Origin of the sequence: Rhodococcus sp. USK13, assembly GCF_018343855.1 — a bacterium.
Lineage (GTDB): Bacteria > Actinomycetota > Actinomycetes > Mycobacteriales > Mycobacteriaceae > Rhodococcus_F > Rhodococcus_F oxybenzonivorans.
Genome location: NZ_CP069242.1, coordinates 4,941,186 through 4,958,809 on the forward strand (window position 1 = coordinate 4,941,186; position 17,624 = coordinate 4,958,809).

Here is a 17,624-nt window from a genome sequence, read left to right on the forward strand (position 1 = left end):
GCGATGATCGGTGCACCGATCGCAACCGAACTCACCTCGGGGGAGGAATCTGCACCCATGACGTCCTCTGCCCCGCAGGCAACCGTCGCCCCTGCGACGACACCGCCGCACCGTTCGTGGCCTCAGACCACGGCCGATTTCCTCCGCAGCCAGGCGGGACATGCGGCGATCCTGGGTTTCGCCGGCGCGATCATGATCACGTTCGGTGGTTTCGGTGCGGGAAGCGTCCGCCGTGAGGATCCCCTGCTCGAGGCGATGCATCTGTCGTGGCTGCGGTTCGGGCACGGCCAGATACTGTCCACCGCCATCGTCTGGATCGGCGTCATCTCGATGATCGCCGCCTGGGTCCGGTTGGGGCGCGGCACGCTGGCCGGGGATGTGGCTCTGCGGCAGTTGCGCCTGATCGTTCCGATCTGGACGGCGCCCCTGCTGCTGGCGGTGCCGATGTTCAGCCGCGATGCCTACTCGTATCTCGCCCAGGGCGCCCTCCTGCGCGACGGCTTCGATCCCTACGCCGTGGGCCCGGTGGTCAATCCTGGGATTCTGCTCGACAACGTCAGCAACGTGTGGACCACGACGACGGCGCCCTACGGTCCGGTCTTCCTGCTTCTCGGTCAGGGAATCACCGCCCTGACCGGTGACAACGTCATCGCCGGCACCATGCTGCTGCGTCTGACGATGCTGCCGGGGCTCGCTCTCATGATCTGGGCGGTCCCCCACCTCGCACGTCACCTCGGCGGAAACCCGGCCATCGCCCTGTGGCTGGCAGTGCTCAACCCCCTTGTTCTGGTCCATCTCATCGGTGGAGTCCACAACGAGATGCTGATGGTCGGCCTGATGACGGCGGGCATTGCGCTCGTTCTCGAGCGACGCCATCTCGCGGGCATCGGGTTCGTCGCGATCGCGGTGGCGATCAAGGCGACCGCCGGTGCCGCACTCCCCTTCATGGTGTGGATCTGGATGCTGCACGAGAAGGAGAGAGCGGAGGCCGAAGGGCGTACTCCGGCATCGCCGCTGGCACTGTTCGCGAAAACTGCCGGCTCGGGGGTCGCCGTGTTCGTCGTCATCTTCGCCGCAGCGTCGGCGGTGGCCGGGGTCGGACTGGGCTGGATGACGGCCCTGTCGGGTTCGAACAAGATCATCAACTGGTTGTCACTGCCGACGATCCTTGCCCATGTCGTGACCGTCGGAACGTCGTGGTTCGCGGATCTGCGGCTCGGCGAAATCCTCGCGATCACCCGGCCGATCTGCGCAGCCGCACTCGTCGCGATCGTCCTGACCGTCTGGTGGAAATTCAAAAACACCGAACGGGACGCAATACTCGGAATCCTGATCGTCCTCGTCGCCATCGTCATTCTCTCGCCGGCCGCGCTGCCCTGGTACTACTCCTGGCCCGTCGCCATCGCAGCGGGCTTCGCCCTGTCCACACGCACGCTGATGGTGCTCGTCGGGCTGTCCACCTGGCTGATGCTGGTATTCCAGCCCGACGGCTCGATCGGCCTCTACACCTTCCCCCACGTTGCTCTCGCCACGTTCGCGGCTGTGGTCGCGGCGGTGTCTTTGCGCACGGTCGACCCTCTGCGCTTGCGCGCATCCCGGCCGTCGCCGGAGGTCCCCTCCTCCGGACTCCGACGCGTAGCCGCGTCACCCGGCGTGGAATAGCCGGGCCATGACGGAGCTGGTGGAGAGCTATCGCTACTGCGGTGCTCTGACAGCGGAGCATGGACGCACGTACCACCTCGCCACCCGGTTACTTCCCCGGCACCGCCGCAATGCGGTTCACGCGCTCTACGCATTCGCCCGCACCGTCGACGACATCGTCGATGTCGAGATGGGCGGCGTGCGGTCGACCGAAGACTGTGCAGCAGAGCTCAATCGAATCGAATCGATGCTTCGACGGGGATTCGACGACCCGACTGCAATCGACCCGCGAGCGGTTCCCGAGCTGGCGCCCGTCCTTCCCGCTTTCCTGGACTCGGTCGCGACCTTCCACATCGCGCCCGAATACTTCTTCGCGTTCCTCGAGTCGATGCGGATGGATATTCCGGGCACCCCGTCGCACCGTGCCCGGTACAACACGATGCCCGCACTGCGGGAGTACATGTACGGGTCCGCCGCCGTCATCGGGCTGCAGATGCTGCCCGTGCTCGGCACGATCTGTCCCGCGAACGAGGCGGAGTCCCACGCCGCTGCGCTCGGCGAAGCCTTCCAGCTGACCAACTTCCTCCGGGACGTCGGAGAAGACCTCGACCGGGGACGCGTATACCTTCCCGCTGACGAGCTGGCAGCTTTCGGTGTCGACACCGACCTATTGATGTCCAGCCGACGCACCGGGACAACGGATCAGCGCATCGTTCGTGCGCTCGCTCACCTCATCGCGGTCACCCGGGCGGTGTACCGGGATGCGGAGCCGGGAATCGGCATGCTGGACCGCCGGGTACAGCCCGGGATCAGAACGGCCTTCGTGCTGTACTCACGGATTCTCGACGAAATAGAACGCAGCGGCTATGCCGTCTTGCACCAGCGTGCGACGGTGCCGCGCAGGAACCGGTGGTCCACCGCTGTGCCACAATTCGCCCGGCTCGCGATGCCCACACGCAGCACGCAGTGAAACGGCGCTCAGAAACCCATCGCCTGTGCCCGGCGAATGACCTCTCGAGCCAGGTCCCCGTGCAGCGCCTGCACGGGCGTCCCCGGAAGGGTGTCGTCCTCCCGGAAAAGCCACAGCAGAATCTCCTCGTCGCGGAAGCCGCCGTCGTGTAGTACCGCGATGAGGCCGGGCAGCCACTTCAGCGTCTGCCCGTCTTCGCCGAAGAACAGTTCCGGAACGCCGAGCACACCGTTGCGGCGAACAGCGATCAGCTGCTCATCCCGTAGAAGCTGCTGCACGCGTGTGACGGGTACACCCAACGACTTCGCCACGTCCACCAGCTGTAGTAGCGAGACGGAAGGGTCCAGGACATCGTCACAGTAAGGGATGGCACTCACTCCCCTAACGTTATCTGGTCGGTTCCGCCGTGGCGCTACCGGTCGGTCCGGCTGGCTACGATTGGAGGGCGCGTGGCCGGACTGCGCGGACATACGGGGGACGGACACAGTGCACGATGGAGGTCAACGTTTGATCGGCGAACTGCTCGACCGGCGCTATCGGGTGGATGCCCTGATCGCGCGTGGGGGTATGTCCACCGTGTATCGGGGGCTCGACATGCGCCTCGACCGTCCGGTGGCAATCAAAGTGATGGACCCGCAGTTCGCTGCCGACCCTGCCTTCGTCTCCCGCTTCGAGTTCGAAGCCCGTTCGGTGGCCCGGCTCGGGCATCCCTCACTCGTCGCCGTCTACGACCAGGGACACGACCGCGAACACGCCTTTCTCGTGATGGAACTCGTCGATGGGGGAACGCTACGGGAACTGTTGCGCGAGCGCGGGCCGATGCCTCCACATGCCGTGGCCGCGGTGGCTGGACCGGTTCTCGACGCGCTGGCCGTCGCTCACCGTGCCGGACTCGTGCACCGGGACGTCAAACCGGAGAACATTCTGATTTCCGACGGCGGCGAAGTGAAGATCGCCGACTTCGGTCTGGTGCGTGCCGCAGCAGCGTCGAACACCACGTCCAACAGCGTCATCCTCGGTACCGCCGCGTACCTGTCTCCGGAGCAGGTCACGTCCGGGGTCGCGGATACCCGCAGCGACGTCTATTCCACCGGGATCCTGCTGTTCGAGCTTCTCACCGGGCGCACACCCTTTACCGGGGACACCTCCCTGTCCGTTGCATATCAGCGCATCAACCAGGACGTTCCCCGACCGGGGTCGTACATCGCCGGGGTTCCGCACGAGTTCGACGAACTCGTCGCCGAGGCCACCCACCGGGAACCCTCACACCGTTTCGCCAACGCCGAACAGATGGGAACGGCGCTCCGTAGCATCGCGGCGGCGCTCGAGCTGCCCACCTACCGGGTGCCCGCACCCCGCCGCTCGGCCCAGCATCTTGCCGCCGCTGCGAGCGCACCTCCGCTCACCTCGCCGCCCAGCCCGCTCGCCCCACCCACCGCGCACCTTCCCGCTGCTCCTCTCCACGCACCGCTCCCGCAACACAGCGGACACCCCGGTATCCAGCACACCCGCATCGTGACGGCGGGTACCCCGCGTCCCCCGATGGACGGGCACGGATCGGAGAGCGACGACGAACCCGACGGGGGGTACCGGTATCCGGATTTCGCCGCCGAACGTCAGCGGTCGCGGCGGACGACGATCCTGTGGCTGCTGGTGGTACTGATGCTCGCCCTCGCCGTGGGGTTCGGCGGCTGGTGGATGGGTTCCGGCCGGTACACCGCGGTCCCGGCGATCGACGGGCTGAATCGAGGTGCCGCGGTGTCGGCGATCGAGGCGGCAGGGCTCTCTTCGGAGATTCGCGGCGAGTATTCGGATACAGCCGCACTCGACACCGTGCTGGGGACGGATCCCCCGGGCGGCTCGCGAATCTCCCGGGACGGCACTGTCGCGCTCGTCGTGTCACTCGGACGGCCGACCGTCCCGCCCCTGCCCGCCGGCGGCGATCGTTCCGAGATCGAGCGGGAGCTTCGGCACCGGACCTTCATGCCCGTCGACGGGGGTCAGGCATTCAGCGCGAAGGTTCCGATCGGTGCGGTGGCCGCGCTCGATCCGGCGCCCGGTACCTCACTCCCCACGGGCTCGCAGGTAAAACTCATCGTCAGCAAGGGCGCTCCCCCCGTCGACATCCCCGACGTGCGGGGAATGTCGGAGGCTGAGGCACGTGCGTCCCTCGAAGCGGTCGGCATCGTGGTGCAGGACACCGCCACCGACTTCGACCGGAAGGTCGAGGAAGGCGATGTCATCGCCACCGACCCGAAGGCCGGTACCCAGGTCAGCGCAGGCACCAGTGTCACCTTGACGGTGTCCAACGCTGTGCGGGTGCCGTCGATGCTGGGACGCACCGTCGGATCCGCACGCGACGAGCTGACACGACTGGGACTCGAGGTGAAGGTGCGTCAAGTCACCGACACCGACCGGTCGGTGGTGATCAGCCAGAACCCGGGCGGCGGCGACCTGGTGAAACCCGGGAGCACCGTCACCCTGGTGTCGCTGCCCTGACTCTGTCCGGATCAGCCGCGCAGCATCTCCGCGACGAGGAACGCCAGTTCGAGTGACTGCTGCGTGTTGAGCCTCGGGTCGCAGGCGGTCTCGTACCGGCCCGAGAGATCGAGGTCGGAAATGTCCTGGGCGCCGCCGAGGCACTCGGTGACGTTCTCGCCGGTCAACTCGACATGGATGCCGCCCGGGTAGGTGCCGAGGCCGTGGTGGACCTCGAAGAAACCCTGAACCTCGTCGACGATGCGGTCGAAGTGACGGGTCTTGTAGCCGGTGGACGCCTCATGTGTGTTGCCGTGCATCGGGTCGCACTGCCAGATGATCTGGTGACCGGTGGCCTGCACCTTCTCGATGATGGGCGGCAGCAGGTCGCGCACCTTGTTGTTGCCCATCCGGGAGATCAGCGTCAACCGGCCCGGTTTGTTGGTGGGGTCGAGACGCTCGACGTATTCGACGGCCATCTCGGGGGTGGTGCTGGGACCGATCTTCAGTCCGATCGGGTTGGACACCAGTTCCGCGAACGCGATGTGCGCTCCGTCGAGCTGACGGGTGCGGTCACCGATCCACAGGAAGTGGGCCGACAGGTCGTACAGCTTGGGGTGATCGTCGTCGTTGTCCAGACGGAGCATCGCTCGCTCGTAATCGAGGACCAGCGCCTCATGGCTGGCGAAGATCTGCGCCTGGTGCAGGCTCGGATCGGTGACGCCGCACGCGTTCATGAACTGCAGGCCACGGTCGATTTCCGCGGCAAGTGCCTCGTAGCGGGCACCTGCGGGTGAGGACGCCACGAACTCACGGTTCCAGTCGTGGACCTTGTGCAGATCGGCCATGCCCGCGCCGGTGAGCGCGCGGACGAGGTTCATCGCTGCACTCGCGTTCGCGTAGGCGCGCACCAGCCGCGACGGGTCGTGGGCGCGCACCGCCTCGTCCGCGACGAGGGAGTTGATCATGTCGCCGCGGTACGACTGCAGTCCCAGTGCGTCCACGTTCGACGACCTCGGCTTCGCGTACTGACCGGCGATGCGCGCAACCTTCACCACCGGCAGGCTCGCGCCGTAGGTGAGGACCACGGCCATCTGCAGCAGCGTGCGAATGTTGCCCTTGATGTGCGGCTCGGTGTTGTCGGCGAAGGTCTCCGCGCAGTCACCTCCCTGGAGGAGAAATGCCTCCCCACGGGCCACCTGCGCCAGCTTCTCCTGCAGCGCGACGACCTCGCTGGCGACCGTGATCGGCGGAACGCTCTCGAGGACGGTCCGCATCGCCGCGGCCTGCCCCTCCGGCCACTGCGGCTGCTGGGCAGCCGGCTTGGCCAGGGCAGCGTCGAGCTGCTCACGCATCACGGAAGGAAGCGGCGGAAGTTCGGGCAAGCGGTCGATCGGCACGTCGACAGTCCAGTTCACCCATACAGGATATTCGCTCGGCACGACGGATGGCGAGTCAGGTCACCGCAGCGACCGCGCCACCCGCACGGCTTCGAACTTTGCCATGTTGTGCCGGGCGTCGGCCAGTGCGTCGTGGGCGTCTCCCGGTGCAGGTGGAAGGGCTGGACTACCGTTGTCCTCCCAGTACTGACGGAGCTCTCGGGTGTAGCGGGGCAGCGACTGCGGCAACGCCGTCATGTCTCCCCACAGCTGACACAGGGCGACGTGGTCGTAGGCGGCCACCCACGCCCACAGTTCGGGCACCACGCCGGGCCGGGGAATCAGGAACGTGTACAGGTCGTCCCGGATCCGCGCGCGGCTCTTCCACAAGGGGGACGACGGTTGAGGCAATTTCGGCAGAACGTTCCGCCGCACCCACTTTCCGGCGCGCGCGGGATCGAACTCGGTGGACACGGCGTAGAATTCACGTCCGTCCTCTGCGACCACCCCGATCGACACCAGGTCGATCGTGCGACCATCCTCGATGAACTCGCAGTCGTAGAAGTAACGCACGCCCGCAGACTATGCCTCATTCGTCGGCGTCGACCGGATCCACCCCTCACTCCTGAAGGAGACCTTGGTGAGCGCTACCCCCGACGGTCGTCGGTCCGCGGGCACTGCCGCGGACCGCTCGGAAGCGCCGCGGACGCCGCCGCGACAACGCGTGGCAGGTGTGTTGATCCGGGTCCTGATCGTCGCCGGACTCGTCACCGGCTTCGCGTACAACCTCGTCGGTCTGCCGGGTCTACGCGACTTCGGTTTCTATTACCGGCTCGACCTGGACGTCTACCGTCTCGGCGGGTCGGTGTTCCTCCACGGGCCCACTCTCTACGGATCGATGCCGCCCACGCAGATGGGTAACTTCCTTCCGTTCACCTATCCGCCGCTCGCGGCGGTGGTCTTCAGTCCACTGTCGCTGGTGTCGCTGGAGGCGGCAGGCGTGGTGGTGACCGTGCTGTCCCTGGTCGCCCTGTTCGGCGCACTCCTCGTCACTCTCGACTCCCTCGGAATCGCCCCGCGGACCACCCTGGTGTGGACGGCGCTCGGCGGGCTGGCCGTGGCCACGGCACTCGAACCGGTGTCGTCCACTCTCGACTACGGGCAGATCAACATCCTGCTGATGGCGTTGGTGGCGTTCGACTGCCTCGCGAAGCGCACACCCCTGCCCCGCGGTGTGTTGATCGGACTGGCCGCCGCCGTGAAGCTGACCCCCGCCGTGTTCGTGCTGTACTTCCTGCTGCGCAAAGACTTTCGCGCGGCAGTGACGACAGCGGCCGCCGTCGTTGCATTCAGCGCGGTGGGCGCGATCGCAACGTGGAGCGACTCGGTCACCTACTGGACCCGCACTCTTTTCGACTCGGGCCGGATCGGCACTCCCGCGTATCCGGCAAATCAGAGCATCACCGGGGTGCTGGCACGTTTCGACGTGAGCGAGTCGTTGCGCACCCCGATCTGGCTGCTGCTCAGCCTCGGGGTTCTCGCCGTGGCGATCGTCGCGATGCTCCGAACGCTCCGCGCCGGGGAGGCCGCGCTCGCGCTCGGGGTGAACGCGGTGCTGGGACTTCTGGTGTCCCCGGTGTCGTGGTCACACCACTGGGTGTGGTCGGTGCCGATCATCCTCACGCTCGGGGTCCTCGCCTACCGGCGGCGCAGCATCGCGCTCGGACTCGTCGCAGTCGCGGGTCTGGCCGTCATCAAGGTGGCCGCCCATTGGAAACTGGGAGTCGGCCGCTGGAGCGGCGTCCACTGGAGTGTGTGGGACCAGTTCCTGGCGTCGTCCTACGTGTGGTGGGGCCTCGCTGTGGTAGCCGTGGCGTTCGTCACCTTCGGCACGGCCGCGTCCCGGCCGGACGGGGACGAACGCCGGACACCGTCCGGCGACGTGTCCGTCCCCGTGGCCTGAGGCGACGTGTCCGTGGCCTGAGACCGTGGCAAGTCAGCTCGCGCGCGTGTCCGGCATCCGCGTGACATCGGTGGCCGGGGCGAGTCCTGCCTCCGGCACCGCAGTCGGGCCGGTCGGCGTCGACTTCTTGAGGGTCGCCGCGTAGATGTCGACGTACTCCTGACCGGACAGCTTCATCAGCTTGTACATCACCTCGTCGGTGACGGCCCGCTCGACGAACCGATTGCCGCCCATTCCCTCGAACCGGGAGAAATCGATCGGCTCCCCGATCCGGACGGTCACCTTCGCGGGACGCCAGAGTCGCGAACCGATCGGGTTGACCTTCGCCGTTCCGATCATGGCCACCGGGATGACCTTCACCCCGGACTCGAGCGCCAACCGCGCCAGTCCGGTCTTCCCCTTGTAGAGCCGGCCGTCCGGAGAACGGGTGCCCTCCGGATAGATGCCCAACAACTTCCCCTGCGACAACACGCGCAGACCCGCATTCAGTGCGTCCTGCGCGGCGTCGGCCCCCGTGCGGTCGATCGGCACCTGCCCGGCGACGGAGAAGAACCAGCGCTGGAAGGCGCCCTTCAGTCCCGTCCCGGTGAAGTACTCGCTCTTCGCGAGGAAGGTGATCCTGCGCGAGACACGCAACGGAAGGAAGAATGAATCCAGCACTGCCTGATGGTTACTCGCCAAGATGGCACCACCCTCGGCCGGAATGTTCTCCGTTCCCTCCACCGTGGGCCTACCCAACACCCAGAGAACCGGCCCCAAAAACACGTACTTGAAGAGCCAGTACCACATGGCGTCCCTCCCGTTGCAACCCAAGCTTCGTTCGGGTCGACTCTACTTCGGGTAGGTGAGGGCCGCTACATACGCCCTGGTACCCCGCACAGCATCACACTGCAGGTTTACAGGTGTCGAGGAGGAGTCAACCTACCCGGTCGGGCAGGACGGCTCGGGCGAGTTCCGCGGCCCCGATCATGCCCGCTGCCTCGCCCAGTTGAGTCGACCGGATTCGTGCCAACGGCCGGTGGCCCGCGCCGGTGGTCAATGCAGCGTAGTGCTCGCGTGCCGCGTCGAGAAACAACGGGGACGAGCTTGCCACGCCGCCTGCGATCACGATGAGATCAGGGTCGTACACGTCGCCGATCAGTGCCAGCCCCACCCCGAGCCAGCGCGCGAATTCCCGCATCGTCTGTTGGGCCAGGGGGTCCCCGTCCTGGGCGGCGCCTGCGATCCGGCGTCCCGTCAGCGCACCCGGATCGACGGCGACTTCACGGGCGAGGATGGTCGAGGTCGTCGGGTCGGCGGCCAGCAGCTCGATCGCCGTGTCGACGAGGGCCGTGCCGCTGCAGTACCGCTCCCAGCACCCGCGCTTCCCACAAGCGCACGGACGGCCGCCCGGAACGACTTGAATGTGCCCGAGCTCCGGTGCGACACCATGGCTGCCGCGGTAGAGCTGCCCGTCCGCGAGGAGCGCGGCCCCGATGCCGGTCCCGACGGCGAGCATCACGACATTCCGACCTCCGGCCGCAGCGCCGAAACGGTGCTCGGCCCATGCGGCGGCATTGGCGTCGTGCTCGAGGATCACCGGGAGGCCCAGCCGCTCGCCCAGGTCCCGCCCTACCGGTGCACCCACCCAGGGCAGGTGGGGCGCGAACCGCACCGTGGTGCGGTCCGGGGTGATGAATCCGGCGACCGCCAGCCCGACAGCGGCGATACTGTGTCGCCCCGACAGCTCCCGCACGGCCCGGTCGAGGCCGTTCTCGAGAGCCTTTGCGGACGCCGGTGTCGGCGACTGGAGCGAGTCCAGAACCTCGCCACTCGCATCGACTACCGAAGCACGGATGCTGGTCCCGCCGACGTCGATGCCGATGGTCAGTGGCGAGCTGCCGCCCGTGTCGCTGCCCGCGCCGTTGTTCATGGACATGATTGTGCCCACGCCGGGCCGCCCGCGCGCACGAGATCTGCGGACAGGGCGTCGGCGGTCACTGCTTGATGGTGACCGAAATGGGGACGAACGCCGAGCCGGCGGGACCGTGCGGTGCGTCCTCGGCGTTACCCGGCGGAGGGTCCGGGGCCTGCGGGCCGTCCGGGGTGTCGTGCACACGATGCTCGTCGAGTATCTGCCGGAGAACCGCGATGAGCACGGTCCCCTGATTCGCCAGAAGTGTCACGAGGTCGTGCTGTTCTCCGCGAATCAACGCCGCGAGCGCACAGACCGGGCACCACGTGCACCCCGACCACTCGCCGGTGCCCGCCGCCGGATCGTTCGGCCCGTCCTGCGCGTGGGGTGCCGCGGCGCGCTGCAGGATCGGTTCGAGTCGCTCCAGGGCATTTTCGGCCAGCGCCCGCAGTTCCGCGACGAGTTGGGCGTGATCGTCGTTCATACCGGCCACACCTGAGGGTCCGGGGTGAAGCGCACCACGAGGTCGGTGCCGTCCAGTTCCGCGCCTGCAACGACGCATCTGCGCAGGACGGAGGCGAGCCGTATCCGCCGGCGCACCCCTTCGGCACCCACCACCAAATCGTCCTCCACTCGACCCAAGGTGAGAGTCGACGGATTCACGAGCGGCAGATACATCCGCATCGTGTACACAGAATCCACACCGGCCCCCGATTCCAGCCCCACCCGCACTGCAGGAGGGTTCTTCCCCAGCACCGCAACCGCGTCCACGCCGTCGGTATACAACTCCCTGGCGATATCGCCGAGATCGGCCAACCCTACCGGCTCCGTCACCGAACGGGTCACCGTGCGGATCACGGTCGCTCCGACCGACGCGGTGAGCTCGGCGAGCACCCTCTGCTGGAGCGCCCGTCGCCGCGTCAGCCAGGCGACTCCGGGACCATCTCCCTGATCAGTCGAATCGAACTGCGGCAGAAGGTTGTTCACGAGGATGGCATCGACCCGCAGGTCCGAGAGTGCCGCCGCTGTCAGGGTACGGCGAGTTTCCGTGAGCACCACCCGCTCGGGCGCGGTCACCAGTCGCACAGTCGTTTTCGAGCGGTTCGTCAGCAACGCTCGGACCTCGCCGACGGCGGAGACCACCTGCTCGAGCAACGAGACCAGCATGACCAGCCGCGGATCCGTGCCCACCAGGGCGATCATCCGACGATGCTGCGGCCACACCCGCTCGATGTAGTCGAGGGTCATCGCGGGCGCGTCGAGCATCCGCAGCGCATCCGCGGTGGGTGGGCAGTCCACGACGACGGTGTCGTACCGCCCGCTGGTGGCGAAGCCGACGACCTCCCGCAAACCCAGCACGTCCTGCACACCCGGCAGCCCCGTCAACTCCTCGGGTTCCAGTGCCGACAGTTGCGCGCCGTGGTCGTGGTTTCCTGCGGCGGCGATCAGTGCCGACACGCTCCTGAAGCGCCTTTCCAGCACGGCAAGAGTATCCAGTTCGATGACGTCGAGACAGTCGGCCGCCGACACGAGGTCTCGTGCCGACCCGACGCCGAGGACGTCGGCGAGTGAATGCGCTTGATCGAGGGAAACGAGAAGTGTCCGACTACCACTGTCTGCAGCCGCCCGCGCCGTCGCGGCAGCGAGTGTGGTCTTACCCACACCGCCCTTGCCAACGAAGAACTGGACCCGTGCGGGACCGCTACCGCCCTCGCTGATCAGCCTTCCACCCGCTTCTTCAGTTCCTTGAGCGCTGTATCGGTGATGGCCTTTTCGGCCTTGCGCTTGAACAGACCGATCATCGGGATGGTGAGGTCCACGGTCAGTTCGTAGGTGACGGTGGTACTGCCGCCCGATTCTTCCTCGAGCACATACGAACCGAATTGCGCCTTCTGTATCTCGCCCGACTCGAGCTCCCAGCTCACGGCCTTGCCGTCCGGCGCCCATCGGTAGCGGAGCACATAGGTGTCCTTGACCATTCCCGCATCGAGGACGAAGCGCACCCGATCGGCCCGGCCGTTCGGCCCGGGGTCCAGTACCTCCACGGATTTCGCTGCCGTCACCCACGCCGGATACGCGTCGAAGTCGGCGATCACATCCATCACCCGGGCGGCCGGCGCCTCGATACTGATCGACCTCTTGGTCCTCTCGGGCATGGACTGAACGCTTCCTTTCGCGTGTGCGAACCCGCGCGCCGATGGCCGGGCCACACTGTTACCTGGTTCCGTGACTGTGTCGTGCCCGACTATCACACACGATTCCCGTGCTCGGACACAATGCTGACGGCGCCCCCGGGAAAGGGCACCAGGTCAGGATGGTGGTTCCCCGGGTGCGCGACCCGCTTCCAGTTCCTTCTTGACCTCGAAGGACATCACTTTCCCCTCGACACGGCGGCGACGGTTCAGTGCAGCCAGGTCGGGTGAACCGTCGCCCTCGCTCCGGGCCGGTTCGGCATGCAGGAAGTAGTGGACGATCACCCCGTCGAGCACCGGTTCGAGCCACACCTCCATCGTTCCGGTGAGGGACCCGGCCACGACCCACCGGATCCCCTTGTCGGCACGGTCCTCGCGGACGGACAGAGTGAGGTCGGGCCACCACCGGCGCCAGCGGGTGGGCGGGGCAATCGCCGCCGCTACCTGCGCGGGTGGCGCCGCAACGAACGTCTGGTCTGCGACCTGAATACTGCTCACAGCGACTAGCTTCACACACTGCCGCGCCGCGATTGCCGCGTGGTTCCTCCGGCGGCCGCGAACAGGCTCTGAGCAGGGGTCGGTCGGGCTGGGCCAGCGAGGTGCAGGCGAAGGTCTAAAGTTGAGCCAGACAATCCTACTCGTCAGTATCTTTCAGCGTCGGAGGTTTTTCGTGCCCGAGTTCAGCGCGCCACAGTCGTTCACGATCGCGGAGGACGCGTCCGCGGTCGACTCGGTGTTCGCCCACGCAGCGGCCCGTCCGGCGCTGGTCGTGTACAAGCGGAAGGTCGCGGGAACCTGGACCGATGTCACGGCCGCCGATTTCGCGGCACAGGTCACCGCGGTCGCGAAGGGCCTTGTCGCCCTGGGCGTCCAGCAGGGTGATCGGGTCGCGTTGATGTCCGCCACCCGGTACGAGTGGCCGCTCCTCGACTTCGCCATCTGGTCCGCCGGCGGCGTTACCGTCCCGATCTACGAAACCTCCTCGGCGGAGCAGGTCCGCTGGATCCTCGGCGATTCCGAAGCCACCCAGTTGATTGTCGAGAACGCCACGCATGCGGCAATCGTGAAGGAGGTCGCCGCCGCGGCGTCGGGGCTGCGTGGGGTCTACCAGATCGAGGCGGCCGGCGGTGAGCGCGGCGTCGTCGACGAACTGACCACGCTCGGCATCGACGTCCCGGACGCGGAGATCGAGGCCCGGGTCGCGGCTCTGAAGTCGAGCGACCCCGCGACTCTCATCTACACCTCCGGTACCACCGGTCGCCCCAAAGGCTGCCAGCTGACGCACTCGAATCTGATCGCCGAGTCGAAGGGCATCCTCGACTCGAGCCTCGGCACCCTGCTGAAGTCCCCCGGTGTGAGCACGCTGATGTTCCTCCCGATGGCGCACGTACTCGCGCGGGCAGTGAGCATCGCATCGTTCGACGCGGGTGCTGCGCTCGGACACACGAGCGACATCCCGAACCTGGTCCCCACTTTCGGCGAGTTCCGCCCCGACTTCATCCTGTCGGTGCCCCGTGTCTTCGAGAAGGTGTACAACAGTGCCCGCGCCAAGGCCCACGGCGAGGGCAAGGGCAAGATTTTCGACGCGGCCGCCGAGACGGCCATCGCCTGGAGCGAAGCTCAGGACAAGGGCGGGCCGGGACTGGTCCTCAAGGCCAAGCACGCACTGTTCGACAAGCTGGTGTTCTCGAAGTTACGCGCGGCGCTGGGCGGAAAGTGCCAGCTGGCGATCTCGGGCGGCGCACCGCTCGGCGCCCGGCTCGGCCACTTCTTCCGCGGCATCGGCATCACGATCTACGAGGGCTACGGTCTCACCGAGACCTCAGCGGCATTCGCAGTCAACACGATCGGCGAACAGAAGGTCGGTTCGGTCGGCAAACCCCTCGCAGGAAACTCGGTTCGCATCGCGGACGACGGCGAGATCCTGCTGTCGGGACCGGTGGTGTTCCACGGATACTGGCGCAACGAGGCCGCCACGTCCGAGGCACTCGACAACGGCTGGTTCCACACCGGCGACCTCGGGTCGGTCGATTCGGACGGTTACATCACGATCACCGGCCGCAAGAAAGAGATCATCGTCACGGCCGGTGGAAAGAACGTGTCCCCCGCGCAGCTCGAGGATCACCTCCGCGCGCACCCGCTCATCAGCCAGGCCATCGTCGTCGGCGACCAGAAGCCGTTCATCGGCGCTCTGATCACGATCGACGCCGACGCCCTCCCCGCGTGGAACGAGCGCAACGGCAAGCCCGCCGAGACCAAGGTCGGCGATCTGCTCGCCGACGCCGATCTCACGGCCGAGATCGACGAGGCGGTCGCCGAAGCCAACAAACTCGTCTCGCACGCGGAAGCGATCAAGAAGTTCCGTGTCCTGCCCGTCGACTTCACCGAGGAGACAGGCGAACTCACGCCCACGATGAAGCTCAAGCGGAACGTCGTGCACGAGAGCTTCTCCGAGGAGATCGCCGCCATTTACGCCAAGTAGTCCCCTCCGGACTCGTGAGTACTTCTCAACCGCCCGCGGTTGAGAAGTACTCACGGTGGTCACGCAAGCAGTGCCCGCAGCTGCGCGGCGAGTACGTCCCATCGCCACTCCGCCTTGATCCATTCGCGTCCTGCCGCACCCATGGCGGCAGCGCGATCGCGGTCGGCGAGAACCGCGATCACCGAACGGGCCACCTCGTTCACCGACGTGCCGTCGACGACGAGCCCGGTCTCGTTCTGGCGCACCGTTTCCGGTGCACCACCCGACTGTCCCGCGACCACGGGGACTCCACTGGCGGATGCTTCGAGGAACACGATCCCCAGGCCTTCCACGTCCAGTCCCGCGCCCCGCGTGCGGCACGGCATGGCGAACACGTCGGCGATCGTATGGTGTGCCGCCAGTTCCGCCGACGGGACCGTTCCGGTGAACACCACGTGGTCCTCCATACCCACCGCCCGGGCCATGGACCGGAGGCGGTCCTCGTAGGGCCCGCCGCCGACGATTACGAGTACCGCACCATCGATGTGCTCACGGATGTTCGGGAGGGCCCGGATGAGAACGTCCTGCCCCTTGCGCGGCACCAGACGCGACAGGCACAGGACAGTCGGCCGCTCCCCCAGCCCGTACCTGGCCCGCAATTCCGTGCGAGCGCCGCTGTCGGGCGCGAACCGCTCCGTGTCGACCCCCGGCGGCAGGTGCTCGAGCGCGGCGCCCGCACCGAATGCGGACGCGAAGCGGCCGCGGGTGTAGCGGCTCACGTAGGTGACGACATCCGTCTGCTCACCGATCTGCCGCAACGCCTGCCGCGCGGCGGGCAGCATCGACCAGCCCACTTCGTGCCCGTGCGTGCTGGCGATGACGCGCTGCGCGCCCGCACGGCGAAGCGTCGGAGCGAGCAAGGCGAGTGGCGCGGCGGCCCCGAACCACACATTCACGCACCCGTACTCCTCGATCAGCCGCGCGGCGCGCCGGGCCACGAACGGTGTCGGCACCATCAGCGTGGTGGGATGACGTACCACCGGAAAGGGCTGTCGCGCATCGAAGGTGACATGCGAGTCGCCCCGCCACCGCGGGGCATACACCACCAAGTCGTCCGCCGGAAAGTGCTTGGCGAAGGTGTGCAGGTACGACTGGATACCACCCGGGCGGGGCGGAAAATCGTTCGTCACCAACAGGGTTCGACGCATGTGACCACCGTAGGCGGTTGACCAGGCGCTGGGCGACGCAGGGTCACCCCAGTCGGGCGCCCACCCAGTCGGCCCACTCGTCCCGGAATTGATCGGCATCGACATCGAGGACCTCGGCCAGTGTGTCGTCGACCTGCACGGGGTCACTCTCCCCGACGGCCAACGCACGATACAGCTGCGTCACGTTCGATTCACCGAATTCCTCTGCCACGAACGCGTTGAGGGACCACGCCGTCTCGTAGGCGATGGACCCGCGCTCACCTGCCGCAGAGAAGTCCTCGTCACGGGGGAACTCCTGCGGTGCGCCTTCCTCGTCCACCAGCGCCGTGAGCGCGGGTGCGATCCGGCGTTTCTCCTCGTCGGAACCGCGGTATGCCGCGTACTCCGCGTACCCTTCGAGCACCCACATCGGCGAGCGATCCACCGTGTCGGCCCGCGCCGCCACATGGGTCAGTTCGTGCCGCAGGATCGCCCGGCGGGTCACCTCGGTGAGGCGCTCCGCCGACGCCGGGCTGAACACGATCCGCTGTCCGCTCACCGCTGCTGCCTCCGGGTCGACGGCATCCGAGATCGCGACGGCGGCAATGTCACGTCCGTCGTGATCCGGGCCGACCAGCGCCGTGAACTCGTCTTGCGACGCCGCCACCCACACGAGCGTCCTACCTGCCCAGTCCGGCCCCCACAATTGCGTGACGTTGACCACTGCAGACGGGAGTTCTTCGGCCAGCCGGTCCACCATTGCGGCGTTGTCGGGGTGCCCCAGCACCACCGACGTCAGTCCGTCGCCTGTGTCGACGCGGCGCGACACCACGGGGCCGAAATCCCACGGCCCCCGCCAGGTCCGATGATCCCCGTCCACTGTGGCGTTGTCGCTCACCAGGGTCCAACGATCACCGCGCCGGGCGACGACCAGTGACACAGGTTTACGGGTGGAAAGCACGTCCACGTCCGCGATCGCATAGCGGAGTCGAACCGCGGGTGACCACACCTCGTCGGCGCCGAGCGCGTCGACCAGACTCTCCGGCACCTCACTCTCCGGCACCTCGGTCCCGGTACCGTCGGCGAGCTCGTATCCCCAGTCGGAAAATTCGACAGCCGCGAGATTCGCGGCTCGCCGCGTCTCCGCTGCGAGAAATCCGGGTGATGCCGACGCATCCATCAGCTGCGACAAGGCTGCCGGATCGTTCGAGCGAACTGCCTTCGCCCAACGATCAAGGAGGGCCTGCACCTCGATGCGACGGCTCTGCTCCGCCGTGTCGGCGTTGCCGACGGCGCCGTCCGTGCGTTCGCCGGTTCGCGAGAATCCAGTCAAAGCCAGTACGACGAGGACGGCGAGAACGAGGCCCACCAGGGCGGCGAGTTCCCAGGGGCGCGCCCGGCGGCGTGATGTTGTCGGCTCCCCGGCGGTCGCCGGCTCTGATTCGGGCACGCCGGTGAG

16 protein-coding genes are annotated in these 17,624 nt (G+C 67.2%); 5 read left to right on the forward strand and 11 right to left on the reverse strand.

Annotated features, from left to right (window positions below; genetic code table 11):
• The first annotated feature begins 57 nt into the window (after positions 1 to 57).
• Both JQT59_RS25175 and JQT59_RS25180 read left to right on the forward strand, forming a co-directional pair.
• Positions 58 to 1,662 carry an alpha-(1->6)-mannopyranosyltransferase A gene (locus tag JQT59_RS25175; protein WP_213578076.1) on the forward strand — a complete coding sequence of 535 codons (1,605 nt, stop codon included), beginning with the start codon at positions 58 to 60 and terminating at the stop codon, positions 1,660 to 1,662.
• A gap of 7 nt (positions 1,663 to 1,669) precedes the next feature.
• Positions 1,670 to 2,611, forward strand: a complete 942-nt coding sequence (locus JQT59_RS25180) for a phytoene/squalene synthase family protein (RefSeq protein ID WP_213572427.1) — start codon at positions 1,670 to 1,672, stop codon at positions 2,609 to 2,611.
• An 8-nt stretch (positions 2,612 to 2,619) separates the two neighbouring features.
• Here the strand turns inward: JQT59_RS25180 and JQT59_RS25185 are convergent, their stop codons facing one another.
• The gene (locus JQT59_RS25185) at positions 2,620 to 2,988 is read right to left on the reverse strand and encodes an Rv2175c family DNA-binding protein (protein ID WP_213572428.1); all 369 of its coding nucleotides are present in this window, start codon (positions 2,986 to 2,988) and stop codon (positions 2,620 to 2,622) included.
• A 109-nt stretch (positions 2,989 to 3,097) separates the two neighbouring features.
• Between JQT59_RS25185 and pknB the strand changes: the two genes are divergently transcribed.
• Positions 3,098 to 5,110 carry a Stk1 family PASTA domain-containing Ser/Thr kinase gene (gene pknB / locus JQT59_RS25190; RefSeq protein ID WP_213572429.1) on the forward strand — a complete coding sequence of 671 codons (2,013 nt, stop codon included), beginning with the start codon at positions 3,098 to 3,100 and terminating at the stop codon, positions 5,108 to 5,110.
• Between the two features lie 11 nt (positions 5,111 to 5,121).
• Here pknB and JQT59_RS25195 read toward each other — a convergent pair whose 3' ends face one another.
• Both JQT59_RS25195 and JQT59_RS25200 read right to left on the reverse strand, forming a co-directional pair.
• Positions 5,122 to 6,507 carry a class II 3-deoxy-7-phosphoheptulonate synthase gene (locus JQT59_RS25195; RefSeq protein ID WP_213572430.1) on the reverse strand — a complete coding sequence of 462 codons (1,386 nt, stop codon included), beginning with the start codon at positions 6,505 to 6,507 and terminating at the stop codon, positions 5,122 to 5,124.
• 42 nt (positions 6,508 to 6,549) lie between these two features.
• Complete coding sequence (locus tag JQT59_RS25200; protein WP_159921691.1) at positions 6,550 to 7,041, reverse strand: polyadenylate-specific 3'-exoribonuclease AS; 492 nt, start codon at positions 7,039 to 7,041, stop codon at positions 6,550 to 6,552.
• 67 nt (positions 7,042 to 7,108) lie between these two features.
• On the opposite strand from JQT59_RS25200, the gene JQT59_RS25205 reads away from it, so the two are divergent.
• Positions 7,109 to 8,431 carry a glycosyltransferase 87 family protein gene (locus tag JQT59_RS25205; protein WP_213572431.1) on the forward strand — a complete coding sequence of 441 codons (1,323 nt, stop codon included), beginning with the start codon at positions 7,109 to 7,111 and terminating at the stop codon, positions 8,429 to 8,431.
• Between the two features lie 33 nt (positions 8,432 to 8,464).
• On the opposite strand, the gene JQT59_RS25210 is transcribed toward JQT59_RS25205, so the two are convergent.
• The 6 genes from JQT59_RS25210 to JQT59_RS25235 form a co-directional block, all read right to left on the reverse strand.
• A complete protein-coding gene (locus JQT59_RS25210) occupies positions 8,465 to 9,220 on the reverse strand; it encodes a lysophospholipid acyltransferase family protein (protein ID WP_213572432.1) in 756 nt (251 codons plus the stop codon).
• A gap of 127 nt (positions 9,221 to 9,347) precedes the next feature.
• Positions 9,348 to 10,343, reverse strand: a complete 996-nt coding sequence (locus tag JQT59_RS25215; protein ID WP_109335033.1) for an ROK family protein — start codon at positions 10,341 to 10,343, stop codon at positions 9,348 to 9,350.
• Between the two features lie 64 nt (positions 10,344 to 10,407).
• Entirely contained in the window at positions 10,408 to 10,809 is a 402-nt protein-coding gene (locus JQT59_RS25220; protein ID WP_213572433.1) for a hypothetical protein, read from the reverse strand.
• Positions 10,806 to 12,047 carry an ArsA family ATPase gene (locus JQT59_RS25225; protein ID WP_213578078.1) on the reverse strand — a complete coding sequence of 414 codons (1,242 nt, stop codon included), beginning with the start codon at positions 12,045 to 12,047 and terminating at the stop codon, positions 10,806 to 10,808. Before JQT59_RS25225 ends, JQT59_RS25220 begins: the two co-directional genes overlap by 4 nt.
• Positions 12,044 to 12,481 (reverse strand): SRPBCC family protein, encoded by a 438-nt coding sequence (locus JQT59_RS25230; protein ID WP_109329228.1) that lies wholly within the window; start codon positions 12,479 to 12,481, stop codon positions 12,044 to 12,046. Before JQT59_RS25230 ends, JQT59_RS25225 begins: the two co-directional genes overlap by 4 nt.
• A 153-nt stretch (positions 12,482 to 12,634) precedes the next feature.
• Entirely contained in the window at positions 12,635 to 13,015 is a 381-nt protein-coding gene (locus JQT59_RS25235) for a polyketide cyclase / dehydrase and lipid transport (protein ID WP_159921681.1), read from the reverse strand.
• A 172-nt stretch (positions 13,016 to 13,187) separates the two neighbouring features.
• On the opposite strand from JQT59_RS25235, the gene JQT59_RS25240 reads away from it, so the two are divergent.
• Positions 13,188 to 14,999, forward strand: a complete 1,812-nt coding sequence (locus JQT59_RS25240; protein ID WP_213572434.1) for an AMP-dependent synthetase/ligase — start codon at positions 13,188 to 13,190, stop codon at positions 14,997 to 14,999.
• A 59-nt stretch (positions 15,000 to 15,058) separates the two neighbouring features.
• Here the strand turns inward: JQT59_RS25240 and JQT59_RS25245 are convergent, their stop codons facing one another.
• Together JQT59_RS25245 and JQT59_RS25250 are read right to left on the reverse strand one after the other, a co-directional pair.
• Positions 15,059 to 16,186: a glycosyltransferase family 4 protein gene (locus JQT59_RS25245; RefSeq protein WP_213572435.1), complete on the reverse strand. Its 1,128-nt coding sequence runs from the start codon at positions 16,184 to 16,186 to the stop codon at positions 15,059 to 15,061.
• 43 nt (positions 16,187 to 16,229) lie between these two features.
• A complete protein-coding gene (locus JQT59_RS25250) occupies positions 16,230 to 17,615 on the reverse strand; it encodes a hypothetical protein (protein ID WP_213572436.1) in 1,386 nt (461 codons plus the stop codon).
• Positions 17,616 to 17,624 lie beyond the last annotated feature (9 nt).